Raw genomic sequence first — 25,359 nt, 5'->3', positions numbered from 1 at the left:
AGCCCCTTCCGGCCGCAGCGGGCCCGGACGCCGTACGGTGTCCGGGCCCGCTGTCGTCCGGCCAGGCGGCCGCCGCGACCCTGCGCTCACAGCGAACAGTTCTGCGTGAGGGATTCTGCGGCCGGGCCTGCGCGTTAGGGTCCTTGGACAGCAACAATCACGACGTGATACCCGGAAGCTGTGCGACACCGCGACGGCCGTGGAGCGACCGTCCAAATCGACTGAGCAGGTGGCTAAGTGACGTTCCCGCAGATGCAGATGCCTGGCCCGATGGCACCGCACGCCGCCGCTGGTGACGTGCTCGGCGGCCTTGGCGACCAGGTCTACAACCGGTTGCTCAACGAGCGGATCATCTTCCTCGGCCAGGCGGTGGACGACGACATCGCCAACAAGATCACCGCGCAGCTGCTGCTGCTGGCCGCGGACCCGGAGAAGGACATCTTCCTCTACATCAACTCCCCGGGCGGCTCGATCTCGGCCGGCATGGCGATCTACGACACCATGCAGTACATCAAGAACGACGTCGTCACCATCGCGATGGGCATGGCGGCCTCGATGGGCCAGTTCCTGCTCACCGCGGGCGCCCCGGGCAAGCGCTTCTCGCTGCCGAACTCCACGATCCTGATGCACCAGCCCTCCGCGGGCCTCGGCGGTTCCGCCACCGACATCCGGATCCAGGCCGAGCAGCTGCTCCGCACCAAGAAGCGGATGTCCGAGCTGATCGCGCACCACAGCGGCCAGTCCTTCGAGCAGATCACCGCCGACTCCGACCGCGACCGCTGGTTCACCCCGGAGGAGGCCCTGGAGTACGGCCTCATCGACGCGATCATGCACAGCGCCGCGGACGTCCCCGGCGGCGGCGGCACGGGCGCTGCCTGAGCCTCGGCCCGGCCCGCGACACCACAGCCCCAACGCCTCGGAGGACAAGGACCCCCATGAACATCCCCAGCCTGTCGGCCGCCCAGGCCCGCGTCGAGGACATGCGCGCCGAGGGCCGCTACATCGTCCCGCGCTTCGTCGAGCGCACCACGCAGGGCATCCGCGAGTACGACCCGTACGCCAAGCTGTTCGAGGAGCGCATCATCTTCCTCGGCTCGCAGGTCGACGACGTCTCGGCGAACGACATCATGGCGCAGCTGCTGTGCCTGGAGTCGATGGACCCGGACCGCGAGATCCAGATGTACATCAACTCGCCCGGCGGCTCGTTCACGGCCCTGACGGCCATCTACGACACCATGCAGTACGTGAAGCCGGACATCACCACGGTCTGCATGGGCCAGGCGGCCTCCGCCGCGGCCGTGCTGCTCGCGGCCGGCACCCCCGGCAAGCGGATGGCGCTGCCGAACGCCCGGATCCTCATCCACCAGCCGTACACCGAGACCGGCCGCGGCCAGGTGTCCGACCTGGAGATCCAGGCCAAGGAGATCTTCCGGATGCGCGAGCAGCTGGAGGAGATGCTGTCCAAGCACTCCAACCGGACGGCGGAGCAGGTGCGCGAGGACATCGAGCGCGACAAGATCCTGACCGCCGAGGAGGCCGCCGAGTACGGCCTGATCGACCAGATCATCTCCACCCGCAAGACCTCGCTGACCTCCTGAGGTCGGCTCCCTCCGGCCCGCGAGCGGGTCGGCGGGGCCCGTCGGGGCGGGGTGCGCACACGGGTGCGCACCCCGCCCCGGCCCATCGGCGGGCCCGTGCGACGGCATCTGTTCGGTATCAATTCGCCCAGGGCGTAGGGCAGACCTGGCGAAGAGGACGGAATCACGGGCCCGGCAGAGTACCGTCGGATAGCGAGACCGAGCGCCGTCGGCGTTGACGGTCCACAGCACCAGGCCCCGGAACCCCTGCGGGGCCCCTGGCGAAGGGGAAGCACCTCGTGGCACGCATCGGAGACGGTGGCGACCTGCTCAAGTGCTCGTTCTGCGGCAAGTCGCAGAAGCAGGTGAAGAAGCTGATCGCCGGCCCAGGCGTGTACATCTGCGACGAGTGCATCGACCTGTGCAACGAGATCATCGAGGAGGAACTCGCCGAGACCTCCGAGGTGCGCTTCGAGGAGCTCCCGAAGCCGCGCGAGATCTACGAGTTCCTGGACCAGTACGTGGTCGGCCAGGACCTCGCCAAGAAGGCGCTGTCGGTCGCCGTCTACAACCACTACAAGCGGGTCCAGGCGGGTGAGGCGGGCCGCAGCGGGGGCAACGGCCGCGAGGACGCCATCGAGCTGGCCAAGTCCAACATCCTGCTGCTGGGCCCCACCGGCTCCGGCAAGACGCTGCTGGCGCAGACCCTGGCCCGGATGCTCAACGTGCCGTTCGCGATCGCGGACGCCACCGCGCTGACCGAGGCCGGCTACGTCGGCGAGGACGTCGAGAACATCCTGCTCAAGCTGATCCAGGCGGCCGACTACGACGTCAAGAAGGCCGAGACCGGGATCATCTACATCGACGAGATCGACAAGGTCGCGCGCAAGAGCGAGAACCCGTCGATCACCCGGGACGTCTCCGGCGAGGGCGTGCAGCAGGCCCTGCTGAAGATCCTGGAGGGCACCACCGCGTCGGTGCCGCCGCAGGGGGGCCGCAAGCACCCCCACCAGGAGTTCATCCAGATCGACACCACGAACGTGCTGTTCATCGTCGGCGGCGCGTTCGCCGGCCTGGAGCGGATCATCGAGGGCCGCGCGGGTGCCAAGGGCATCGGCTTCGGCGCCAACATCCGCTCCAAGCGGGAGTCGGACGCCAGCGACCACTTCCGCCAGGTGATGCCCGAGGACCTGGTGAAGTTCGGCATGATCCCCGAGTTCATCGGCCGTCTGCCGGTGATCACCAGCGTGCACAACCTGGACCGCGAGGCGCTGCTCCAGATCCTCACCGAGCCGCGCAACGCGCTGGTCAAGCAGTACCGCAAGCTGTTCGAACTGGACGGCGTGGAGCTGGAGTTCTCCCGGGACGCGCTGGAGGCGATCGCCGACCAGGCGATCCTGCGCGGCACCGGCGCGCGCGGGCTGCGGGCCATCATGGAGGAGGTGCTGATGTCCGTGATGTACGAGGTCCCCTCGCGCCAGGACGTCGCCCGCGTGGTGGTCACCGGGGACGTCGTCTCCAAGCACGCCATCCCCACCCTGGTGCCGCGCGACATGATCAAGCGCGAGCGCCGGGAGAAGAGCGCCTGACCCGAGGCCGACGCCACGAGGAGGGGCCCCGCACCGGATCCGGTGCGGGGCCCCTCCTCGTGGCGTGCGCGCTACTTGGCGACGACCATGGCGTCGCGGATCGCCCTGGTCTGGTCGGCCGCCTGGGTCAGGGTGGTCTCCTGGCCGCCGGTGAGCTGGCCGTGGCTGTTCACGTTCATCCTGCTGAAGGTGACCCGGCCGGTGGTGGACCTGTCCGCCCACACGCAGACCGTCGGACCGGGCTTGCCCGCGATCCCGGCCACGCCGCAGGAGAGCTTCGCGGAGGAGTTCCTGGAGTCGCGGGCCGGGAAGTCGGTCAGCGGGGTGGTCCAGGTGACGTCGTCGTCGCCGGTGCTCTTCTTGGCGTCCGCGATGATCTTCCCGGGGTCGTTGAGCTTCCCGTAGACGCCGAGCACCGAGAAGGTGTCGAGGTCGGTGCCCCGGCTGTAGCTGGCCGCGATCACGTGGAGGTCCTTGCCGAAGTCCGCCGCCTCCGGCTTGTTCGGGTCGACGGCCTTGTCCTCGGCCGACTTCTGGGAGTAGCCGTCCGGGATGGTGTCCGGGGCGGACATCCGGTACCGGCCGCCCTGGTCGCTCCCGCCGAGGAACTTCCAGGCGGCGAAGCCGCCGCCGCCCAGCAGCAGGGCGCCGACCACCAGCCCGATCACCAGGCCGCCCTTGCCCTTGCGCTCGGGCGGCTGCGGCTGCGGGTAGCCCGGCTGGCCGTACGGGGCCTGCGGAGGCACGCCGTACGGCTGCTGCGGGGGCTGGCCGTACTGCGGTTGGCCGTACGGGGGCTGCGGCTGGGGCTGGCCGTACTGCGGCCGGCCGTACGCGGGCGGGGGCGGGGGCGCGCCGTACGGCTGCTGCGGCGGCGGGCCGTACGGCGGCTGACCCCCGTACGGCTGCGGCTGTCCCTGCGGGTACTGCTGTCCCTGGCCGTACATCTGCGTCCGTGCTCCCCCGCCGCACCCGCGGCCTGTCGTCTGTCCGGTCGTCCGTGCCCGTCCGGTCCACCGGACGAGTGCCCGGGCACGCTACCGCACGGCGCCGGGCCGGGCCCCGTCCGGTCCGCGCCGGGGCCGCGGGCCGGAAAGCGGTTCGTGACCCACCCCCCGGTTACGTAAACTGTGCGTCGTGACCGACACGACGAACCAGCGCCCCGTGAGCACCTTTGCCGGGGACGAAGCAGCGACCCTCCCGACGACCTACACCCCCGCGGACGTAGAGGGCGAGCTGTACGAGCGCTGGGTAGACCGTGGCTACTTCACCGCGGACGCGAAGAGCGACAAGCCCGCGTACACCATCGTCATCCCCCCGCCGAACGTCACCGGCGTCCTGCACCTGGGCCACGCCTTCCAGCACACGCTGATGGACGCGCTGACCCGCCGCAAGCGCATGCAGGGCTTCGAGACGCTCTGGCTGCCCGGCATGGACCACGCCGGCATCGCCACCCAGAACAAGGTCGAGCAGCAGCTCGCCGAGGAGGGCCTGTCCCGCCACGACCTGGGCCGCGAGGCCTTCGTCGAGAAGGTCTGGGAGTGGAAGAAGAGCTACGGCGGCCGCATCCTCGGCCAGATGCGCCGGCTCGGCGACGGCGTGGACTGGTCGCGCGAGCGCTTCACCATGGACGAGGGCCTGTCCCAGGCCGTCCAGACCATCTTCAAGCGGCTCTTCGACGACGGCCTGATCTACCGCGCCGAGCGCATCATCAACTGGTGCCCGCGCTGCCTCACCGCGCTGTCCGACATCGAGGTGGAGCACGAGGACACCCCGGGCGAGCTGGTCTCGATCCGCTACGGCGAGGGCGACGACTCGATCGTCGTGGCCACCACCCGGGCCGAGACGATGCTGGGCGACACCGCGGTGGCCGTCCACCCGGAGGACGAGCGCTACAAGCACCTCGTCGGCCGGACCATCAAGCTGCCGCTGACCGACCGTGAGATCCCGGTCGTCGCCGACGAGCACGTCGACCCGGAGTTCGGCACCGGCGCCGTCAAGGTGACGCCCGCGCACGACCCGAACGACTTCGCCATCGGCCAGCGCCACGACCTGCCCAACCTGTCCGTCATGGACGAGTGCGGTGCGATCACCGTGCACGGCCCCTTCCTCGGCATGGACCGGCTGGAGGCCCGCTCGGCCGTCGTCGGCGCGCTGCGCGAGCAGGGCCGGATCGTCGCCGAGAAGCGTCCGTACATGCACGCGGTCGGCCACTGCTCGCGCTGCCACACCGTGGTCGAGCCGCGGCTGTCGCTGCAGTGGTGGGTCAAGGTCGAGCCGCTGGCCAAGGCCGCCGGCGACGCCGTCCGCGACGGCAAGGTGGAGATCCACCCGAAGGAGCTGGAGCGCCGCTACTTCGACTGGGTCGACAACATGTACGACTGGTGCATCTCGCGCCAGCTCTGGTGGGGCCACCGGATCCCGGTCTGGTACGGCCCGGACGGCGAGGTCGTCTGCGTCGGACCGGACGAGCAGCCGCCGACCGGCGAGGGCTGGCACCAGGACCCGGACGTCCTGGACACCTGGTTCTCCTCCGGCCTGTGGCCGTTCTCCACGCTCGGCTGGCCGGAGAAGACCGCCGACCTGGAGAAGTTCTACCCGACCGACGTCCTGGTGACGGGCCACGACATCATCTTCTTCTGGGTCGCCCGGATGATGATGTTCGGCCTGTACGCGATGGACGGCGAGGCGCCGTTCAAGACCGTCGCCCTGACCGGTCTGGTGCGCGACGAGTTCGGCAAGAAGATGTCGAAGTCCTCCGGCACCGCGGTCGACCCGCTGGACTGGATGGACGCCTACGGCGCCGACGCCGTCCGCTTCACCCTGGCCCGCGGCGCCAACCCGGGCGCCGACGTGCCGATCGGCGAGGACTGGGTCAAGGGCTCGCGCAACTTCTGCAACAAGATCTGGAACGCGACCCGCTTCGCGCTGATGAACGGCGCCACCGTCGAGGGCCCGCTGCCCGCGCCGGAGGAGCTGACCGCGGTCGACCGCTGGATCCTGTCGCGGCTGAACGCCACCGTCGCCGAGGTGGACGGGCTGTACGAGGACTACCAGTTCGCCAAGGCCACGGACGCGCTGTACCACTTCGCCTGGGACGAGGTCTTCGACTGGTACGTCGAGCTCTCCAAGACCACCCTGGCCAAGGGCGGTCCGCAGGCGGACGCCTCGCGCCGGGTGCTGGGCGAGGTCCTGGACGTCACCCTGCGGCTGCTGCACCCGGTCGTCCCGTTCGTCACCGAGGCGCTGTGGACGGCGCTCACCGGCGCCGAGTCGCTGGTCGTGACCGAGTGGCCGAAGGACAGCGGCTACCGTGACGCGGCCGCCGAGTCGGAGATCGCCACGCTGCAGCAGGTGGTCACCGAGGTCCGCCGGTTCCGTTCGGACCAGGGCCTGCAGCCCGCGCAGCGCGTCCCGGCCCGGCTGGAGCTGGCCGGCACCGTGCTGGCCGTCCACGAGGACGCGATCCGCTCGCTGCTGCGGCTGACCGCGCCCGAGGAGGGCTTCGCGGCCACCGCCTCGCTGCCGGTGGCCGGTGCCACCGTGTCGCTGGACCTCTCCGGCACCATCGACGTCGCGGCCGAGCGCAAGCGCCTGGCCAAGGACCTCGCGGCCGCCGAGAAGGAGAAGGCCCAGACCACCGCCAAGCTCGGCAACGAGGCGTTCCTCGCCAAGGCGCCGGACGAGGTGGTCGCCAAGATCCGGGGCCGCCAGGAGGCCGCCGAGGCCGACATCGCCCGGATCACCGCCCAGCTCGCGGCGCTGCCGCAGGGCTGACCGCCCGTCCCCGCCGAAGGGGCCGTACTCCGCGACGCGCGGGGTGCGGCCCCTCGGCGTTTTCCGGGTTCCGGTTCCGGTTCGGCTTCCCCGGCCGCTTTCCTTACACCAAATAGCCCAGGAACATTGCTCCCTTCCGGCGAATTATCATCCTGCGACCGGGTGAGGTCCTATTCCGAGCGAATTGATTCCGGTCTTGCCCGCGCGGGTTCGCGGAAGTTTGCAGGTCCGCTGTGTACCGTGTGCACGGAGTTTCCGAATGGGCGTTTCCGCTGAGCGTTCCTGCTGAGCGACGGACGGGAGGGCATGGCGTGGTGGTGACCGAGGAGTTGGCCGACGAACTGCCTCTGGAGGCGGTCGAGGAGGCCAAGGCCAGGGCGGCGACCCTGCTGCTCGCGTTCCGGCACGGCAACCAGATCGCGTTCGACCACGAGCTGGACCTGCTGTTCGCCGAGCACGCCGAGCGCGAGGTGACCACCCTGCTCGCCTGGATCGCCGCCGAGGCCGTCCGCAAGGCGTACGCCCCCGAGGTCGGCGACCGGGTGCTGCGGGCGATGGCCCGGCGCGCCCCGGAGGACACCGGCGGGGTCGCGGTGGACGAGGAGACCGCGAGCGCGGCCCAGCTGATCGAGGCGGTGGCGGCCGGCGAGGTGGCCGAGGTCCGCGGCCTGGTGGCCGCGACGCCCGACACCACCTTCCTGCTCGGCGGTCTGCTGCAGGGCGTCGCGATGATGCTGCCGCTGCTGCCCGACGGTGAACTGGCCGAGATCACGGCCGAGTTGCGCCGTCGGCACGGCGGCGCCGCGCACGTCCCGGAGGCCCGGGCCGGGGTCTGAACCCGGGCCTCCGGCAGACCGGCCGGGCCGGTTACGGCATGGCGTGCAGGTGCGAGCCGATGGTGCCGGCCACCGGGTTGCCCGCCTTGGCGTCCCAGTTGGTCGACCAGGTCATCGCGCCGCCGATGCCCGGCCAGGTGGTGTCCGGCTTGTAGCTGCCGCAGTTGGTGCCGGAGGCCAGGCAGTCCAGCGCGTTGTTGACGGTGCCGGCGGCGAGGTACCCGCCGCCCGCGGCGCTGGTGGAGGCCGGCACCCCGAGGCCCACCTGGTCGGGCCGCAGCCCGCCCTTGAGCTGGATGCAGGCCAGTGCGGTGAGGAAGTTCTCGGTGCCCTGGGAGTAGACGTTCCCGTCGCAGCCGTTCATCGCGCCGGAGTTGTAGTACTGCATGTTGACGATGGTGAGGATGTCCTTCACGTTCAGCGCCAGCTTGAAGTACTCCATGCCGGTCGACTGCATGTCGATCGTCTGCGGCGCCATGGTGAGGATGAATCCGCTCCCCGCCTTCGCCGCCAGGGCGTGCAGCGCCTGGCCCATGTAGGTGGAACTGATGCCGTTCTCCAGGTCGATGTCGATCCCGTCGAAGCCGTAGCTCTGCATCAGCGCCCAGGCGGTGCTGGTGAAGGTCGCGGCGGAGGCGGAATCGCCCACCCAGACCGTGCCGTTCTGGCCGCCGATGGAGAGCACCACCCGCTTCCCGGCCGCCCGCTTAGCCGCGATGTCGGCCTTGAACTGGGCGTCGGTGTAGCCGCCGAGGCGGGAGGAGAGCGCCGGGTCGAGGGTGAAGCTCAGGCCGCCGCGGGTGGCGGTGGCGTCCGCGAAGGAGACCGCGATGATGTCGTAGGCGGCCGGGACGTCGCTGATCCGCTGGACGGTGGCGCCGTTGTCGAAGTTCTGCCAGTAGCCGGTGAGGATGTGCTTGGGCAGGTCCGGCGGCTTGCCGGTGGAGGTGGGGGTGGGCGTGCCGCTGTCCGTGGGGGTGGCCGTCGGACTCGGCGAGGCGGTGGAGGTGGCGGTGGCCGTCGGACTCGGTGACGGCTGCGGTCCGCCGGGGCCGAGCAGCGAGACGTCGTCGGCGGCGAAGGCCGGCTGCCCGTACCAGCCGTGCAGGTAGACGGTGACGCTGGTGGTGTTGGGGCCGGTGGTGAAGCTCGCGGTCAGCTGGGTCCAGCCGCCGGCGCCGGGGGTCCAGGTGCTCGGATCGGTGCCGCCGGTGCCGCGGGCGCCCAGGTAGACGTACGAGCCCTGCACCCAGGAGCTCAGGGTGTACGCGGAGGAGGGCTTCACCGGGACGGTCTGGGTGCACTCGCCGGTGTCGCTCCCGGCCGGGGTGGACTGCAGGGCGTACGTGCCGGAGTGGACGGTGGTGCGCTGGACCGTACCGCTCGAACAGGTCCAGCCGGACAGGTTCCCGGTCTCGAAGCCGCCGTTGACGATCAGGTCGGTGTCGGCGGCGTGGGCGCCGGTGCCGCCGGCCAGGACGAGTCCGCCCAGGCCGATGACCAGGGCGCTCGCTCCGGCGAGCAGGGAGTGGACGGCGCGCGGGCGCCGGTGTCGGGCAGGTGGCATGACTCCGTCTCCAGTGGGGGAGGCCCGGCGGGCGCCTCGTGGGGGAGGAGCGCCGTCCGGGGTGTCGATGGTGCGCGTGCGGGAGCTACCGACAACTCAAGTCCCGGTCGGGAACGGAGACTTGCCTCACAAGGTGGAGTAGACCAATTCTGCTGTCAAGAGGACCTAGGCGGCCGACGGGAGGGCCTGCCGGCCGGCCGGGCCGGCGAGTGCCGCGGTCAGCGCGGCGATCCGGGCCGAGGCCAGGCCGTCGCCGTACGGGCTCGGGGTGGCCGCAAGCCGGGCGAGCCGCTCGGGGGTGTCGGAGAGCCAGGCGCGGGCCAGGGTGCCCAGTTCCTCGCCGGGCCGGACCAGCGCGGCGAAGCCGGCCGCCACGGCCTCCGGACGCTCGGTGGAGCGGCGCACCACCAGCAGCGGGCGGCCGAGCACGGTGCACTCCTCCTGCACGCCGCCGGAGTCGGAGACCAGCAGCGCCGCGTGGCGCGCCAGGCCCAGGAAGTCGCCGTAGCCGACCGGGCCGGTGACGGCGAGGCGCTCCAGCAGGCCGTCCAGGCCGAAGCGTTCGACGGCGGCCCGGGTGCGCGGGTGCATCGGGAACAGCACCGGGGTGCCGGCCCGGGCGATCCGGTCCAGCTCGGTGAGCACCGCGCCGAGCGCCTCGGCGGTGTCGGTGTTCTCCGGGCGGTGCACGGTGGCCAGCACGTACGCGTCCGGGCGCAGGCCGTGCGCGGCGAGCAGCGCGGCGCGGGCGGCCCCGTCCGGCAGCTGACGGCGGACCACCTCGACGACGGTGTTGCCGGTGAGCTCGATCCGGTCCTCGGCCAGCGACTCGGCGCGCAGGTTGGCGACGTTCTCCCCGGTGGCGGCGCAGAGCAGGTCGGAGACGTGGTCGACCATCACCCGGTTGTGCTCCTCGGGCATCGCCCGGTCGAAGCTGCGCAGCCCGGCCTCGACGTGGAGCAGCGGGATCTCCCGGGCGTTGGCGGCCAGCGCCCCGGCCAGGGTGGCGTTGGTGTCGCCCTGGACGACCACGGCGGCGGGGCGGTCCTCGGCGAAGGCGGCGTCCAACTGGCCGAGGGACTGGGCGATCTGACCGGCCCGGGGGCGGCCGCCGACCCCGGTGAGCAGCTCCGGCCGGGGCAGGTCCAGGTCGCGCAGGAAGCGGCCGGACATCGCCTCGTCCCAGTGCTGGCCGGTGTGCACCAGCCGGGTGGCGTCGCCGAGTTCGTGGATCAGCGGGGCGAGCTTGACCAGCTCGGGGCGGGTGCCGAGGACGACGGCGACGCTGGACGGGGGCAGGCACATGCTCATGCGGGGCTCCGGTGGCGTGGGGGAGGGGCGGCGCGAAGGGAGAGGGGCGGGCTCAGGACTCGAGCGCGGTGGGGGCGCCGAGGGCGGTCTTCTCGGCGTTGCGGCGGGTCTTGGCCCAGCCGTTGCGGCCGAGCAGCATCCGGACCGCGGCCCGGGTGGCGACCACGAACAGGTGGTAGGCGTAGAGCCAGACCAGGACGCCCCAGAGCAGCCCGGTGAGCCGGCCGCGGTCGGGGTGGACGGCCCGGCGGTAGGCGAAGCCCCAGAACACCATCGGCAGTGTGGCGAGCACGAAGGCGAGCAGCATCCACGGGCCGAACCGGAGCTGGAACTCGGCGGTCTCCTCCGGGAAGAGCACCAGCCCGGCGCCGGTGATCCCGAGCGAGACGGGGAAGAGCAGCACCAGCAGCACGCAGACCACCGGCTGGAGGAAGGTGTACAGCACCTCGGCCTTGCCGGTCGCGGTGTAGTGCGGGGAGCGCAGCACCCGGCCGGTGTAGCGCAGGCACTGCATGTTGCCCTGGGCCCAGCGGGTGCGCTGGGTGAGGAAGCGGCGCGGCGAGATCAGGCCCTCCTGGGAGACCTGGGCCTCGGTGACGTGGGTGAGCCGCCAGCCGGCCAGGCGCAGGTCGAGGCCGGACTCGTAGTCCTCCAGCAGGGCGCGCTCCGGCCAGGGGCGGCCGGCCCGGCCCTCCTCGGCGGTGAGCGAGTCGAGGGCGGTGAGCCGGACGAACTGGCCGTTGCCGCCGAGGCCGACGCTGCCGGTGCGGCGGCGCAGCAGCTGCATGCCGGTGTTGGTGGCCTGGAACTCGACGTCCTGCATCCGCACCAGCGCGCGGGCCAGGGCGTTGGCGATCCGGCCGCGGCCGGGCAGCGGGAGCTCGTCGTCGGCGTTGCGCATCCGGACGCCGATCTGGACGGCGCCGGTGTCGGGCCGGCCGAGGGCCTTGGGGTTGCAGACCCGGGCGAGGGTGCCGGGGTCGAGCTGTCCGTCGGCGTCGACCACGCCGATCACCACCCGGGAGCGGTCGGTGCCCTCGGGCAGCCGGGCGGAGATCTCCCGGTAGGCGGCGTTGAGGGCGGCGCCCTTGCCGATCCGGGCGTGCGGGCGGCGGCGCTGGACCAGGTGGATCCGCGGGTCGCGGGCCGCGGCGGCGAGGACCAGCTCGCGGGTGGCGTCCTCGCTGTCGTCGTCGATCACCCACAGGTGGGCCTCGGGCGCGCTGGTCCGCAGGCCGTCCAGGGTCTGGGTGACCACGGCCTCCTCGTCGCGGCAGGGGATCACCAGGTGCCACCGGAAGGCGGCGGGGTCGCCGGGCTCGGCGGGGCGGCCGTGCCGGAAGGCGTGGCGGGAGCCCGCCCAGTACACGAGGAAGCGTCCGAAGACGAGGGCCATGTAGCCGACGAGCGCCAGGGAGATCAGTCCGGCGACCCAGACGACGGCGTCCTGGCGAAGCACGATCCACTCGTGCAGGGCGTCGGGCATGGCGCAGTGCTCCCAGTGATCAAAGGCCGAAGGCTCCTATCGGTTGCGAATCGATGCTTCATTGCGGTTCAAATCGCTAAATCAATAGTAAAGGGAGGAAACTAGCTGATCATGGGAAAGAACGGGCAAAGTGGTCGTTCTCACCCCGTGAGGAGGACCCGCCAGCGCTCCGTAGACTGTGGACGTGAGCGACAAGGCCGACCCGAACCCGTACACCATCCGCCCCGCCGACGGCGGCACCGGCGACGCCCTGCGCGACGTCGAGGTGGAGCTCTCCAAGCGCTGGCCGGAGAACAAGCTGGAGCCCTCGCTCGACCGGATCGAGGCGCTGATGGACATCCTGGGCCAGCCCCAGCGGTCCTTCCCCTCCATCCACATCACCGGCACCAACGGCAAGACCTCCACCGCCCGGATGATCGAGCAGCTGCTCAACACCTTCGAGCTGCGCACCGGCCGCTACACCAGCCCGCACGTGGAGTCCGTCACCGAGCGGATCACCCTGGACGGCGCCCCGATCACCCCCGAGCGCTTCGTCGAGGTCTACCGCGACATCGAGCCCTACGTGCAGATGGTCGACGCGGCGCAGCCGGTGCCGATGTCCTTCTTCGAGGTGCTGACCGGCATGGCCTACGCGGCCTTCGCCGACGCCCCGGTGGACGTCGGCGTGGTCGAGGTCGGCATGGGCGGCTCCTGGGACGCCACCAACGTCATCGACTCCGCCGTCGCCGTGATCACCCCGATCGGGCTGGACCACACCGACAAGCTCGGTGAGACCACCGGCGAGATCGCGGTCGAGAAGTCCGGGATCATCAAGTCCGGCGCCGTCGCCGTCGTCGCCCAGCAGCAGCTGGACGCCGCCCAGAACATCCTGCGCCGCGCCGTCGAGGTGGACGCCACGGTCGCCCGCGAGGGCATGGAGTTCGGCGTGATCCGCCGCGAACTCGCCGTCGGCGGCCAGCTGGTGACGCTGCGCGGACTCGGCGGCGAGGAGTACGAGGACGTCTTCATCCCGCTGCACGGCGAGTACCAGGCGCACAACGCGGCCCTCGCCCTGGCCGCGGTCGAGGCCTTCTTCGGCGTCGGCGGCGCGCGCGGCGGGCAGCTGGACGTGGACAAGGTCCGCCAGGGCTTCTCCGGCGTCTCCTCGCCGGGCCGCCTGGAGGTCGTCCGCCGCAGCCCCACGATCGTCCTGGACGCCGCGCACAACCCGCACGGCGCCCGCGCCACCGTGGCCGCGCTCACCGAGTCCTTCGGCTTCACCCGGCTCGTCGGCGTGATCGGCACCTCCGGGGACAAGGACGTGGCCGGCGTGCTGGAGGCCTTCGAGCCGATCCTGGCCGAGGTCGTCATCACCCAGAACTCCACCCACCGCGCGATGGACGTCGACGCGCTCGCCGCCCTCGCCGTCGAGATCTTCGGCGAGGACCGCGTGCAGGTCGAGCCCCGGCTCGACGACGCCATCGCCGCCGCCGTCAGCCTCGCCGAGGAGGAGGGCGACCTCGGCGGCGCCGGGGTGCTGGTCACCGGTTCGGTCATCACGGTGGGCGAGGCCCGCCTGCTGCTCGGGAGGAAGTGACATGAGGACGCTCTGCTCCTCGACTCTGATCGGCGAAGTGCTGCTGGTCCTGTTCGCGGCGCTGGTCGCGATGCGGCTCACCGACGTCTCCAACGCGGAGATCTGGACGGTCAGCGGCATCGCGATGGCGCTGTGCGTCCTGCTCTGCGGCATGATCGACCGCCCCGGCGCGGTGCAGATCGGCTGGGCGCTGCAGATCGGCCTGATCGCCAGCGGCTTCGTGCTGCCGACCATGTTCGGGCTCGGCGTGGTCTTCGCCGGCCTGTGGTGGTGCTCGGTGCACTACGGCCGCAAGGTGGACGCGTTCAAGGCCGCCAGGGCCGCCGCGGAGGCCGCCGCCGTACAGGCCTGAGGCTCGGACCAGCGGACCGACACGCCGTGTACGCAAGGTAATCTCTGCCCTGTCGGCGCCGCCTGTCGACCCGACTGTCTGCCGAACCGAATCCCCAGGAGACGCACCGTGTCCCAGCGCACTCTCGTCCTGCTCAAGCCCGACGCCGTCCGCCGCGGCCTGGCCGGCGAGATCATCAGCCGTATCGAGCGCAAGGCCGGCTGGCGGTTCGCCGCCATCGAGCTGCGCACCTTCGACCGGGCGACGCTGGAGCAGCACTACGCGGAGCACGTGGGCCGCCCGTTCTACGAGCCGCTGCTGGAGTTCATGACCACCGGCCCGTCGATCGCGCTGATCGTCGAGGGCGAGGAGGTCGTCAAGGGCATCCGCATGCTGGCCGGCGCCACCAACCCGCTGGAGGCCGGGGCCGGCACCATCCGCGGCGACTACGCGACGATCACCCGCGAGAACCTGATCCACGCCTCCGACTCCCCGGAGTCCGCCGAGCGCGAGATCAAGATCTTCTTCCCCGCGCACGCCTGATCCGGCGAGCGGGACCCGGGCGACACGCCCGGGGGGACGTTCGTACCGCCCCGGTCGGGACCATTGGCCCGGCCGGGGCATTCTTATCGTGAAATAGGGAACTGGCGGCGCCGACACGGCGTCCCAATCCTCGGAGATGCGATCACGCCCCGGACAATGGACGCTATGCCCCACGCCGACGTCCGTACCGAGTGGCGTGGCTACGATGGACGCGACTCAAGGGCCCGGTAAGACAGCTCAGCTGTTCTCCGCCCACGCGTGGACGCGCGCATTCGTCCACCCCCCCATGAACTCCGAGCCCGGGAAGGCACCCACACCCCATGGCGAGCAACCTGTCGTTCATCGGCCGCGACTTGGCGATCGACCTCGGAACAGCCAATACGCTGGTGTACGTCAGGGGCAAGGGCATCGTTCTGAACGAGCCGTCCGTCGTCGCGGTGAACACCAACACCGGCGGCATCCTCGCCGTCGGCGCCGAGGCCAAGAAGATGATCGGCCGCACCCCGGGCAACATCGTCGCCATCCGCCCGCTCAAGGACGGCGTGATCGCCGACTTCGAGATCACCGAGCGGATGCTGCGGTACTTCATCCTCAAGATCCACCGCCGCCGCTACCTCGCCCGCCCCCGCGTCGTGGTCTGCGTGCCCTCCGGCATCACCGGCGTCGAGCGCCGCGCCGTCATCGAGGCCTCCTCGCAGGCCGGCGCCCGCCAGGTGCACATCATCGAGGAGCCGATGGCCGCCGCGATCGGCGCCGGTCTGCCCGTCCACGAGGCCACCGGCAACATGGTCGTCGACATCGGCGGCGGCACCACCGAGGTCGCCGTGATCTCCCTCGGCGGTATCGTCACCGCCCAGTCCATCCGGGTGGCCGGCGACGAGCTGGACAACGCGATCGTCCAGCACATCAAGAAGGAGTACTCGCTGCTCCTCGGCGAGCGCAGTGCCGAGCAGATCAAGATGAGCATCGGCAGCGCCTTCGGCCTGGAGGGCGAGAAGGACGAGCACGCCGAGATCCGCGGCCGCGACCTGGTCAGCGGTCTGCCCAAGACCGTGGTCATCTCCGCCGCCGAGGTCCGCGAGGCCATCGACGAGCCCGTCAACGCGATCATCGACGCGGTCAAGACCACCCTCGACCAGTGCCCGCCCGAGCTGGCCGGCGACGTCATGGACCGGGGCATCGTGCTCACCGGCGGCGGCGCCCTGCTGCGCGGCCTGGACGAGCGGCTGCGCCGCGAGACCGGCATGCCGATCCACATCGCGGAGAACCCGCTCGACTCCGTCGCGCTCGGCTCCGGCAAGTGCGTCGAGGAGTTCGAGGCGCTCCAGCAGGTACTCGACGCTTCGCCGCGTCGTTGACAGGTCGCCGCACCGCCGGCACCACGCGTCACATCAGACACTCGACTGAACGGGCCGCCGCCCGGGCCCCACAGCCCCGGGCGGCGGCCAGGTACGAAGGGGCAGTACCAGCACCGTGAGGGACACACGAGAGAGCCGGCTGCTGCTGATCCTGCTGGTGGCCGTCGCCTTCGCGCTGATCACCGTGGACATCAAGGGCGGTGAGGACTCCCCGCTCGGGCCCGCCCGGCACGCCGCCGCCAGCGTCCTCGGACCGGTCGAGCGCGGAGCCGCCACCGTCGTCGACCCGGTCGCCGACACCGTCCGCGCCTTCCGCGACGCGGCCACCGACAGCGGCCGCACGGACCAGCTCGCCCGCGAGAACACCGAACTCCGGCAGAAGCTCGCCTCCTCCGACATGGCCACCGGGCGCACCAAGCAGCTGGACGACCTGCTGCGCACCGCCGGCGCCGGCGGCTACACCGTCAAGGCCGCCCAGGTCATCGCGATCGGCCCGGCCCAGGGCTTCTCCTGGACCATCACCATCGACGCCGGCAGCGACGACGGCCTCACCCGCGACATGACGGTGATCAACGGTCAGGGCCTGGTCGGCCGGATCACCACCGTCGCTCCCACCACCGCCACCGTGCTGCTCGCCTCCGACCCCGGCTTCTCGGCCGGCACCCGGCTGGAGGGCACCGGCGAGATCGGCTTCGCCTCCGGCGGCGGCGACAGCCCGATGAAGGTCTCCCTGCTCAACGGCAAGGCCCAGGTCAAGGCCGGCGACCGGCTGGTCACCTTCGGCTCGCAGAGCGGCCGCCCGTTCGTCCCCGGCGTCCCGGTCGGCAAGGTCGTCGAGGTCCAGGCCAACGCCGGCCAGCTGACCAAGACCGTCCTGGTCGAGCCCTTCGTCCAGTTCACCCGGCTGGACCTGGTCGGCGTGGTGGTCGTGCCGCCGCGCGCCGACCCGCGCGACGCCGTCCTGCCGCCGGCGCCCGCCGCGGGCCAGCCGGCCGCCGCGCCGGGCCAGGTCCCGGCCTCCGTGCCCGGCCAGGTCCCGGCCTCCGCGCCCGCCGCCCCGCCCGCCAAGCCCACTGGGGGGAACTGAGCCATGCGCCTCGCCCGCATCCCCGTCTCCGCCGGCCTCGTCCTGTTCGGCCTGATCCTCCAGGTCAGCGTGTTCGGCCGGCTCCAGCTCCCGGGAGCCACCCCGGACATACTGCTGCTCGTCGTGGTCGGCCTGGCCATGGTCTACGGGCCCACCGGCGGCTGCCTGGTCGGCTTCGCGGGGGGCCTGCTGGCCGACCTCGCGCCGCCCTCCGACCACGCCATCGGCCGCTACGCGCTGGTGCTCTGCCTGATGGGCTACGCCGCCGGGCTGCTGCGCCCGGACCACGGCCGCCAGCGGTCCGTGGCCGGCTCGCTGGTCGTGGTCGGCGCCGCGGCGGTCGCCTCCACCCTGCTCTACGCGATGGTCGGCGCCCTGGTCGGCGACACCGCGGCCCGGCACGTCGGCCTCGGCGGACTGGTCATCAGCGCCCTGCTCTACGACCTGCTGCTGGCCCCCTTCGTGGTGCCGCTGGTGATGTACCTCGGCCGCCGCTTCGGCCGCGACCCGGTGGCCGCCGCGGACGACGACGAGGGCGGCTCCGGCCTGGGCACGCTGGCCCGCTACCGCACCACCCGCGACACCTCGACGGGCCCGTCGTACAAGAAGCGGCGCGTGCCGGGCTTCGCCCGCCGCCCGTAACCGGACCGGCCTCCCGGCCCCGGCCCTCCGGCCCCGACCACCCGACCTCCCCGCATCCTGGAGCGCACGAGACGTGAGCAACATCCCCGAGACCGGCCGCACCCGACGGGTGACGATCCGTCTGGTGGTGCTGCAGATCCTGGTGCTGTCGCTGCTCGCCACCCTCGGCGGACGGCTGTGGTACCTGCAGATCCGCAACGCCAAGGAGTACACCGCCAAGGCGACCGGCAACCACATCCGCGAGGTGGTCGAGCCGGCCGTCCGCGGCGAGATCCTGGACGCCTCCGGGCGGGTGCTGGCCGGCAACGAGACCCGGCTGGTGGTCTCGGTCAGCCGCACCTCGCTGCTCCAGCAGAAGGACGGCGGCAAGGCGGTGCTGTCCCGGCTGGCCGAGGTGCTGGGGATGCCGGCCAAGGACGTGCAGGAGAAGGTCCGGCTCTGCGACGCCAAGACCCCGCAGCCCTGCTGGAACGGTTCGCCGTACCAGCCGATCCCGGTCACCAAGGAGGCGACCACCCAGCAGGCGATGCAGATAATGGAGCGCCGCGAGGACTTCCCCGGGATCACCGCGCAGCCCACCGCCGTACGCCGCTACACCGGCGCCGAGGGCGCCAACATGGCCCAGGTGCTCGGCTACCTCTCGCCGGTCACCGACGAGGAGGTCAGCAAGACCGCCGGCAAGAGCGGCCTGGACCGCTACCTGCCGGCCGACCAGATCGGGCGGGCCGGACTGGAGTCGGTGTACGACCGCGACCTGCGCGGCACCGCGGGCATCACCAAGCTGGAGGTCGACAACCTCGGCCGGGTGATCGGCAACGCCGGCACCGTCGCCCCGCAGACCGGCGACAACCTGGTCACCAGCATCGACGCCCGGGTGCAGAAGGTGGTCGAGGACAACCTGGCGCAGGCCATGAACGACGCCCGGAACACCTTCGACAAGATCACCAACCGCAACTACGAGGCCGACTCCGGCGCCGCCGTGGTGATGGACGTGCACACCGGGCGGATCGTCGCGATGGCGAGCGCCCCGACCTACGACCCGAACCTCTGGGTGGGCGGCATCAGCGGCAAGGACTACCAGTCGCTGACCAGCAAGGACTCCAACTTCCCGCTGCTGAACCGGGCCATACAGGGTCAGTCCGCCCCCGGCTCGACCTTCAAGGTCATCTCCACCACCGCCGCCGTGCAGGCCGGCTACTCGCTGGACGGCCGCTACGACTGCCCGAAGAGCATGACCATCGGCGGCCGCGAGTTCAAGAACTTCGAGAGCGAGAACTTCGGCCAGATCTCCCTGGAGAAGGCGCTGGAGGTCTCCTGCGACACCGTCTTCTACGGCCTGGCGTACGACCAGTGGATGAAGGACGGCGGCATCAAGCCCAAGAAGGACCCGGGCGACTGGTTCTTCAAGACCGCCCACGAGTTCGGCCTCGGCGCCAAGACCGGCATCGACCTGCCGTCCGAGGTCACCGGCCGGGTGCCGGACCGGCAGTGGAAGCAGTCCTTCTACGACAACAACAAGGACGCCTGGTGCGCCCAGGGGCAGAAGGGCGGCAACAGCTACTCCGACCAGATCGCCCGGGAGAACTGCGTCGACGGCTACCAGATGCGCGCCGGTGACGCCGTCAACTTCGCGATCGGCCAGGGCGACACCCTCGTCACCCCGGTCCAGATGGCCCGGATCTACTCGGCGCTCGCCAACGGCGGCACCTTCTACCGGCCGACCATCGCCAAGGCCGTGATAAGCCCGGGCGGGGACCTCGTCCGCGAGATCGCCCCGCACGAGGACGCCAAGTTCCCCGGCGACGAGAAGCTGCTCAGCTACATCAACCAGGCCACCGAGAGCGTCATCAAGAGCGGTACCGCCGCCTGGAAGTTCAACGGCTGGCCGCAGGACAAGATCACGCTGCACGCCAAGACCGGCACCGCCGAGGTCGAGGGCAAGCAGACCACCTCCTGGCTGACCACGTACAGCAAGGACTACGCGGTCGTCATGACGATAAGCCAGGGCGGCACCGGCTCCGGCGGCTCCGGCGACGCCATCCGCCGGATCTACCAGGCCCTGTACGGCGTGGACGACAAGGGCGGCATCGACAGCGGCAAGGCGCTGCTGCCCGCGCCGCAGGCCGAGCTGCCGAAGTTCAACCCGGACGGCACCGCGATCATCAAGCCGGTCTCGTACGGCGCCGACGCGGCGCAGGGCGCCCAGGCCCCGGGCCTCCAGGCCCAGGCCGTCGCCGCCGCTCCGGCGCTGCTCGACACGGCCACGGCGCAGCCGGCCCCGGCGACGGCCTTCCTCGACCGGACGCCGCCGGCCGACCGTCCGGCGTCGTACACCGCGGCCGACGCCGCGCTCGAACCCACGCGCGGACCGGGAAGGGGACGGGCATGACCTCCTACGGCTCGTACCGGCAGCTGCGGCTGGCCCCGCAGCGCCGCGGGGTCTCCAAGGCGCTGTCCAAGGACTCCCCGCTCTGGCGGCTGGACTGGATACTGCTGGTGGCCGCCCTCGCCCTCTCGGCCGGCAGCTCGCTGCTGGTCTGGTCGGCCACCCGCGGGCGCGACTCGCTGACCCACGGGGACCCGCAGTACTTCCTGTACCGGCACCTGACCAACTTCGTGGTCGGGCTGGTGCTGTGCTCCGTGGTGATAGCGATAGGGAGCCGGCGCTTCCGCACGATCGTGCCGTTCCTGTACGTCGGCGTGCTCGTGCTGCTGCTGGCGACGCTCAGCCCGCTCGGCTCGACCATCAACGGCGCGCACTCGTGGATCCAGCTCGGCGGCGGCTTCTCGATCCAGCCGGCCGAGTTCGCGAAGCTCGCGATCGTGCTGGCGATGGCGGTCGTGCTGTCGGACCAGGTGGACGCGGGGGAGCGGGAGTTCCCCTCGCACCGGGCGGTGTTCCGGGGCCTGCTCTGGGCCGGGGTGCCGATGTGCATAGTGCTGTTGATGCCGGACGCCGGCTCGGTGATGGTGATGGCCGCCATCGTGCTGGGCATCCTGCTCGGCTCCGGCGCGGCGAACCGCTGGGTGCTCGGCCTGCTGGTGGCGGGCACCGCCGGATGCGTGGCGATCTGGAAGTTCGGGCTGTTGAGCCAGTACCAGATCGACCGCTTCGCCGCCTTCGCCAACCCGCAGCTGGACCCGAACGGCGTCGGCTACAACACCGCGCAGGCCCGGATCGCGATCGGCTCGGGCGGACTGACCGGCAAGGGGCTGTTCCACGGCACCCAGACCGTCGGGCAGTTCGTGCCGGAGCAGCAGACCGACTTCGTGTTCACCGTGGCCGGCGAGGAGCTGGGCTTCGTCGGGGCGCTGGCGATCATCGCGCTGGTCGGCGTGATCCTCTGGCGGGCCTGCCGGATCGCCCGGCAGGCGACCGACCTGTACGGGACGATCGTGGCGGCCGGGGTCATCGCCTGGATGGCCTTCCAGGCCTTCGAGAACATAGGGATGTGCCTGGGCATCATGCCGGTCGCGGGCATCCCGCTGCCGTTCGTCTCGTACGGCGGCTCGTCGATGTTCGCCAACTGGATCGCCATCGGGTTGCTCCAGGCGGTGCGGAGCCAGCGGCCGATAGCGGCCTGAGCACGCCGCGCCGTGCGGCGGCGGGGCCGGTCCGGGACTTCCCGGGCCGGCCCCGCTGTCGTGTCCGGGGGCGCTGTCGTGTCCGGGGCCGGGGTGGGTTTCAGAGCAGGCAGTCGGCGGTGGTGAGGACGGCACGGGTCTGGTGGGCGAGTTGCTCCTGGACGGGCACCCAGCGGGTGCCGAAGCGGTGGCGCAGCCGGTCGAGGCTGTCGGCGACGACGGTGCGGGCGCGGTCGCGGGCGGCCTCGACGCCGGGGCCGCGGGTGTCGGCGAGCAGCCGCAGCAGGATCGACGCGACCCGCAGCGGTACGCGGGCGGCGACCAGTCCGGCGGTGGTCACCCGGGAGGCGGTGAGCGGTTCGGCGCCCCAGCGCTCCAGCCACTCCTCGGCCACCCGCGGGGCGACCGCCAGGCTGGACTCGGCGGTGCGCAGCAGCGGGCCGTACGCCTCGTGGCCGGGCGCCCCGGGCCGGTGCGCGCGGACGGCCGGGAGCAGGGCGGTGAGGTCCGCGGCGCGTGCGGTGAGGTCGCGGGCGGCGGCCGCGAGGGCCTGCGGGCCGGCCGGGTGGCGGTGGGCGTCGCCGACCGCGTCGACGGCCCACATCGGGACCTCCAGCACCGCGGAGACCGCGCCGTACCGGGCCGCGTACGACCAGGTGGACAGCTCGGGCTCGTCCGGCAGGGCCCGGGAGCCGCCGGCGCCCGGAGACGGCATCAGGTAGGTGCCCGGGTCCGGGCTGGCCCAGCCGATCGCGTCGTAGGAGTCCACGTCGAGCGGCACGCCGGCCCGCTGCGCGGAGCGGGCGAAGCGCCCGGCCAGGCCCGGGACGGGGCGGGTGAGCTGGGCGAACGCGCCGCCGAAGTCCACCCCGTGCAGCGAGCACTGGAGGAACGGGCGCAGTTCGTCGATCAGTCCGGTCAGCGCCAGGCTCTCCGGCATCGGCGGGCGGCCGGAGCCGGGGGCGGGCAGCAGCTCGGGCTGCTCCTCGAAGGAGGGGCGGAAGAAGTGCTCGTAGTGGCGCCGCATGGTGAGCGGGCCGTCCAGCCAGCCGGCGTTGAGCGCGGCGCCGTCGGGGTCGAGGCAGAGCAGCAGGTGCCAGGAGAGTCCGGGGCGGGCGGGGCGGTCGAGCAGCACCTCGGCGAGCCGGACGGTCCCGGCGGTGCCGATCGGCTCGTTGGGGTGCGGGCCGCCGACCACCAGGACGGCCCGCGGGCCGCGGTCCACGGAGAGCAGCAGCAGCGGGCGGCCGGCCCGGGAACGGCCCACCTCGCGCAGCCGGCAGCGGTCCGGGTGCCGCAGGGCGAGCCGCCGTGCGGCGGACTCGGCCTGGGCCGGCGTCGGGTAGCGGGCCGGCCGGGTGTCGAGGGTCCGGAGCGGGCGGATCCGCCGACCGGTGTCGGTCATGGTTCTCCTTGCGCCGGTCGTACGGCCGCCGGGGCGCGGGCGTGCGGGTGCGCCGCCGGGCACGGCGTGCGGGCGGGGGGACGGGGGAGGGGGACGGGGCTGGGCGTGGCACCGCAGGCCGGGAACGGCGGCCGTGCGGGGACGGACGGGGCCGTCCGGGGGCGGCCCGTGGAGAGGGAGAGGCGTGCCGGCCGGAAAACCGACGAGGGCCGAGCGTACGACTCAACTTCCTTGTCCGGAAGGGGTGCAGATGTCTTTGGCGGAGCCCTGTCAGTACCGCACGGCCCGTCCGGGCGTGTCAACGGCGGACGGGACCGGCCGACGGGCGCCCACCGCGCGTGCCGGGGCGGGCACCAGCGGGCACGGGAGGCCACCGGTGGGCACCGGTGGACACCGGCGGGTGCGGGCGGAGACCGGCCCGTCCGGGGTCGCGCCGGAGCGCGGAGGGCCCGTGAACCGGGGCAGACGGCCCGTTCCCCGGATTGGGCTACCCTTGAGGGTCACCCCTCCCGTGCCGACTCGCGGCACCGAATCACGTCGTAAGGGTTCCTAGTACATGACTGTCGAATCGGTCTTCCCACGCCTGGAGGCCCTCCTCCCGCACGTCCAGAAGCCGATCCAGTACGTCGGCGGCGAGCTGAACTCGACCGTCAAGGACTGGGACGCCTGCGACGTCCGCTGGGCGCTGATGTACCCCGACGCCTACGAGGTCGGGCTGCCCAACCAGGGCGTCATGATCCTCTACGAGGTGCTGAACGAGCGTGAGGGTGTGCTCGCCGAGCGCACCTACAGCGTCTGGCCGGACCTCGAGGCGCTGATGCGCGAGCACCACGTCCCGCAGTTCACCGTGGACGCCCATCGCCCGGTGAAGGCCTTCGACGTGTTCGGCCTGTCGTTCTCCACCGAGCTCGGCTACACGAACATGCTGACCGCGCTCGACCTGGCCGGCATCCCGCTGGAGGCCAAGGACCGCACCCTCGACGACCCGATCGTCCTGGCCGGCGGCCACGCGGCCTTCAACCCGGAGCCGATCGCGGACTTCATCGACTGCGCCGTGGTCGGCGACGGCGAGCAGGCCGTCCTCGACATCACGGAGATCATCCGGGCCTGGAAGGCCGAGGGCCGCCCGGGCGGCCGGGACGAGCTGCTGCTGCGCCTGGCCCGCACCGGCGGGGTCTACGTCCCCAAGTTCTACGACGTGGAGTACCTGGCCGACGGCCGGATCGGCCGCGTCGTGCCGAACGCCCCCGGCGTGCCGTGGCGGGTGTCCAAGCACACCGTGATGGACCTCGACGAGTGGCCGTACCCGAAGCAGCCGCTGGTCCCGCTCGCCGAGACGGTGCACGAGCGGATGTCCGTGGAGATCTTCCGCGGCTGCACCCGCGGCTGCCGCTTCTGCCAGGCCGGCATGATCACGCGCCCCGTGCGGGAGCGAAGCATCACCGGCATCGGCGAGATGGTGGAGCGCGGGCTCAAGGCGACCGGCTTCGAGGAGGTCGGCCTGCTGTCGCTGTCCAGCGCCGACCACACCGAGATCGGCGACATCGCCAAGGGCCTGGCGGACCGCTACACCGAGGACAAGATCGGCCTGTCGCTGCCGTCCACCCGCGTCGACGCCTTCAACATCGACCTCGCCAACGAGCTGTCCCGCAACGGGCGCCGCTCGGGCCTCACCTTCGCCCCCGAGGGCGGCAGCGAGCGCATGCGCAAGGTCATCAACAAGATGGTGTCGGAGGAGGACCTGATCCGCACCGTCGCCACCGCGTACGGCAACGGCTGGCGCCAGGTGAAGCTGTACTTCATGTGCGGCCTGCCCACCGAGACCGACGAGGACGTGCTCCAGATCGGCGAGATGGCGAAGAACGTCATCCAGAAGGGCCGCGAGGTCACCGGCCAGAACGACATCCGCTGCACCGTCTCCATCGGCGGGTTCGTGCCCAAGCCGCACACCCCGTTCCAGTGGGCCCCGCAGCTGTCCGCCGAGGCCACCGACGCCCGTCTGGCCAAGCTGCGCGACTCCATCCGCGGCGACCGCAAGTACGGCAAGAACATCGGCTACCGCTACCACGACGGCAAGCCGGGCATCGTCGAGGGCCTGCTCTCCCGCGGCGACCGCCGGGTCGGCGCGATCATCCGCGAGGTCTACGAGGACGGCGGCCGCTTCGACGGCTGGCGCGAGTACTTCTCCTACGACCGCTGGATGGCCTGCGCCGAGAAGGGCCTGGCCGGCACCGGCGTCGACGTCGACTGGTACACCACCCGCGAGCGCACCTACGAGGAGGTGCTGCCCTGGGACCACCTGGACAGCGGCCTCGACAAGGACTGGCTCTGGGAGGACTGGCAGGACGCCCTGGAGGAGGTCGAGGTCGACGACTGCCGCTGGACCCCGTGCTTCGATTGCGGCGTGTGCCCGCAGATGGACACCCAGATCCAGATCGGCCCCACCGGCAAGAAGATGCTCCCGCTGACGGTCGTCAACAAGTAGCGCACGTCACACCCGCGACCCCCGGCCGGACCGATTCGGCCGGGGGTCGCGGCGTGCCGGGGAGCGGCGGCTGACCAGGGGCGGAGCGAGGGGGGTGGCGGGGCGCGTACCCTTTGAGGTGACAGAGTCCGGACAGTGGCGGGAAGACGCCACGCCGGACGGGGACAACTGACTAAGGACTGAGCGACCCTGGCACGCCGTACG

19 protein-coding genes are annotated in these 25,359 nt (G+C 71.8%); 14 read left to right on the top strand and 5 right to left on the bottom strand.

Features of this window, described 5'->3' with window-relative positions; genetic code table 11:
• Positions 1-258 precede the first annotated feature (258 nt).
• From ACFVXH_RS24585 to clpX, 3 genes are all read left to right on the top strand, one after another.
• Positions 259-879, top strand: a complete 621-nt coding sequence (locus ACFVXH_RS24585; protein WP_049648988.1) for an ATP-dependent Clp protease proteolytic subunit — start codon at positions 259-261, stop codon at positions 877-879.
• Between the two features lie 56 nt (positions 880-935).
• The gene (locus tag ACFVXH_RS24580) at positions 936-1,598 is read left to right on the top strand and encodes an ATP-dependent Clp protease proteolytic subunit (RefSeq protein WP_049648953.1); all 663 of its coding nucleotides are present in this window, start codon (positions 936-938) and stop codon (positions 1,596-1,598) included.
• Between the two features lie 278 nt (positions 1,599-1,876).
• Positions 1,877-3,166: an ATP-dependent Clp protease ATP-binding subunit ClpX gene (clpX, locus tag ACFVXH_RS24575; RefSeq protein ID WP_045696864.1), complete on the top strand. Its 1,290-nt coding sequence runs from the start codon at positions 1,877-1,879 to the stop codon at positions 3,164-3,166.
• 71 nt (positions 3,167-3,237) lie between these two features.
• Here the strand turns inward: clpX and ACFVXH_RS24570 are convergent, their stop codons facing one another.
• Positions 3,238-4,113, bottom strand: coding sequence for a hypothetical protein (locus ACFVXH_RS24570; protein WP_387827166.1), 876 nt, complete (start codon positions 4,111-4,113; stop codon positions 3,238-3,240).
• A 190-nt stretch (positions 4,114-4,303) separates the two neighbouring features.
• On the opposite strand from ACFVXH_RS24570, the gene ACFVXH_RS24565 reads away from it, so the two are divergent.
• Complete coding sequence (locus tag ACFVXH_RS24565; protein ID WP_049648951.1) at positions 4,304-6,943, top strand: valine--tRNA ligase; 2,640 nt, start codon at positions 4,304-4,306, stop codon at positions 6,941-6,943.
• Positions 6,944-7,254: 311 nt separating this feature from the next.
• Positions 7,255-7,779, top strand: a complete 525-nt coding sequence (locus ACFVXH_RS24560) for a hypothetical protein (RefSeq protein WP_074000687.1) — start codon at positions 7,255-7,257, stop codon at positions 7,777-7,779.
• Between the two features lie 31 nt (positions 7,780-7,810).
• On the opposite strand, the gene ACFVXH_RS24555 is transcribed toward ACFVXH_RS24560, so the two are convergent.
• The 3 genes from ACFVXH_RS24555 to ACFVXH_RS24545 all read right to left on the bottom strand — a co-directional run bounded on the left by ACFVXH_RS24555 (position 7,811) and on the right by ACFVXH_RS24545 (position 12,143).
• Positions 7,811-9,346 (bottom strand): chitinase, encoded by a 1,536-nt coding sequence (locus ACFVXH_RS24555; RefSeq protein ID WP_387827162.1) that lies wholly within the window; start codon positions 9,344-9,346, stop codon positions 7,811-7,813.
• Between the two features lie 165 nt (positions 9,347-9,511).
• Positions 9,512-10,657, bottom strand: a complete 1,146-nt coding sequence (wecB, locus tag ACFVXH_RS24550) for a non-hydrolyzing UDP-N-acetylglucosamine 2-epimerase (RefSeq protein ID WP_387827159.1) — start codon at positions 10,655-10,657, stop codon at positions 9,512-9,514.
• A gap of 52 nt (positions 10,658-10,709) precedes the next feature.
• Positions 10,710-12,143: a glycosyltransferase family 2 protein gene (locus ACFVXH_RS24545; RefSeq protein ID WP_082345126.1), complete on the bottom strand. Its 1,434-nt coding sequence runs from the start codon at positions 12,141-12,143 to the stop codon at positions 10,710-10,712.
• 184 nt (positions 12,144-12,327) lie between these two features.
• Here ACFVXH_RS24545 and ACFVXH_RS24540 point away from each other — a divergent pair, with 184 nt between their 5' ends.
• The 8 genes from ACFVXH_RS24540 to rodA all read left to right on the top strand — a co-directional run bounded on the left by ACFVXH_RS24540 (position 12,328) and on the right by rodA (position 21,265).
• Positions 12,328-13,719: a folylpolyglutamate synthase/dihydrofolate synthase family protein gene (locus ACFVXH_RS24540; protein WP_079271806.1), complete on the top strand. Its 1,392-nt coding sequence runs from the start codon at positions 12,328-12,330 to the stop codon at positions 13,717-13,719.
• 1 nt (position 13,720) lies between these two features.
• A complete protein-coding gene (locus tag ACFVXH_RS24535; RefSeq protein WP_049648948.1) occupies positions 13,721-14,071 on the top strand; it encodes a DUF4233 domain-containing protein in 351 nt (116 codons plus the stop codon).
• A 108-nt stretch (positions 14,072-14,179) separates the two neighbouring features.
• On the top strand, positions 14,180-14,593 hold the full coding sequence (ndk, locus tag ACFVXH_RS24530) for a nucleoside-diphosphate kinase (protein WP_049648947.1): 414 nt from the start codon (positions 14,180-14,182) through the stop codon (positions 14,591-14,593).
• A gap of 332 nt (positions 14,594-14,925) precedes the next feature.
• Positions 14,926-15,951: a rod shape-determining protein gene (locus ACFVXH_RS24525; protein WP_049648984.1), complete on the top strand. Its 1,026-nt coding sequence runs from the start codon at positions 14,926-14,928 to the stop codon at positions 15,949-15,951.
• A 115-nt stretch (positions 15,952-16,066) separates the two neighbouring features.
• Positions 16,067-17,038 carry a rod shape-determining protein MreC gene (mreC, locus tag ACFVXH_RS24520; protein WP_074000688.1) on the top strand — a complete coding sequence of 324 codons (972 nt, stop codon included), beginning with the start codon at positions 16,067-16,069 and terminating at the stop codon, positions 17,036-17,038.
• 3 nt (positions 17,039-17,041) lie between these two features.
• Positions 17,042-17,680, top strand: a complete 639-nt coding sequence (gene mreD, locus ACFVXH_RS24515; RefSeq protein WP_049658707.1) for a rod shape-determining protein MreD — start codon at positions 17,042-17,044, stop codon at positions 17,678-17,680.
• Between the two features lie 73 nt (positions 17,681-17,753).
• A complete protein-coding gene (gene mrdA / locus ACFVXH_RS24510) occupies positions 17,754-20,069 on the top strand; it encodes a penicillin-binding protein 2 (protein ID WP_049658705.1) in 2,316 nt (771 codons plus the stop codon).
• On the top strand, positions 20,066-21,265 hold the full coding sequence (gene rodA / locus ACFVXH_RS24505) for a rod shape-determining protein RodA (protein WP_049658703.1): 1,200 nt from the start codon (positions 20,066-20,068) through the stop codon (positions 21,263-21,265). Before mrdA ends, rodA begins: the two co-directional genes overlap by 4 nt.
• A gap of 100 nt (positions 21,266-21,365) precedes the next feature.
• Here the strand turns inward: rodA and ACFVXH_RS24500 are convergent, their stop codons facing one another.
• Positions 21,366-22,670, bottom strand: a complete 1,305-nt coding sequence (locus ACFVXH_RS24500) for a M14 family zinc carboxypeptidase (RefSeq protein WP_387827148.1) — start codon at positions 22,668-22,670, stop codon at positions 21,366-21,368.
• A gap of 556 nt (positions 22,671-23,226) precedes the next feature.
• Here ACFVXH_RS24500 and ACFVXH_RS24495 point away from each other — a divergent pair.
• Positions 23,227-25,155 (top strand): TIGR03960 family B12-binding radical SAM protein, encoded by a 1,929-nt coding sequence (locus ACFVXH_RS24495; RefSeq protein ID WP_387827145.1) that lies wholly within the window; start codon positions 23,227-23,229, stop codon positions 25,153-25,155.
• Positions 25,156-25,359 lie beyond the last annotated feature (204 nt).

Origin of the sequence: Kitasatospora sp. NPDC058184 (assembly GCF_042883725.1) — a bacterium.
GTDB lineage: Bacteria > Actinomycetota > Actinomycetes > Streptomycetales > Streptomycetaceae > Kitasatospora.
Note: the sequence above shows the minus strand (reverse complement) of the source record. Positions and strands in the feature narration are given on the sequence as shown.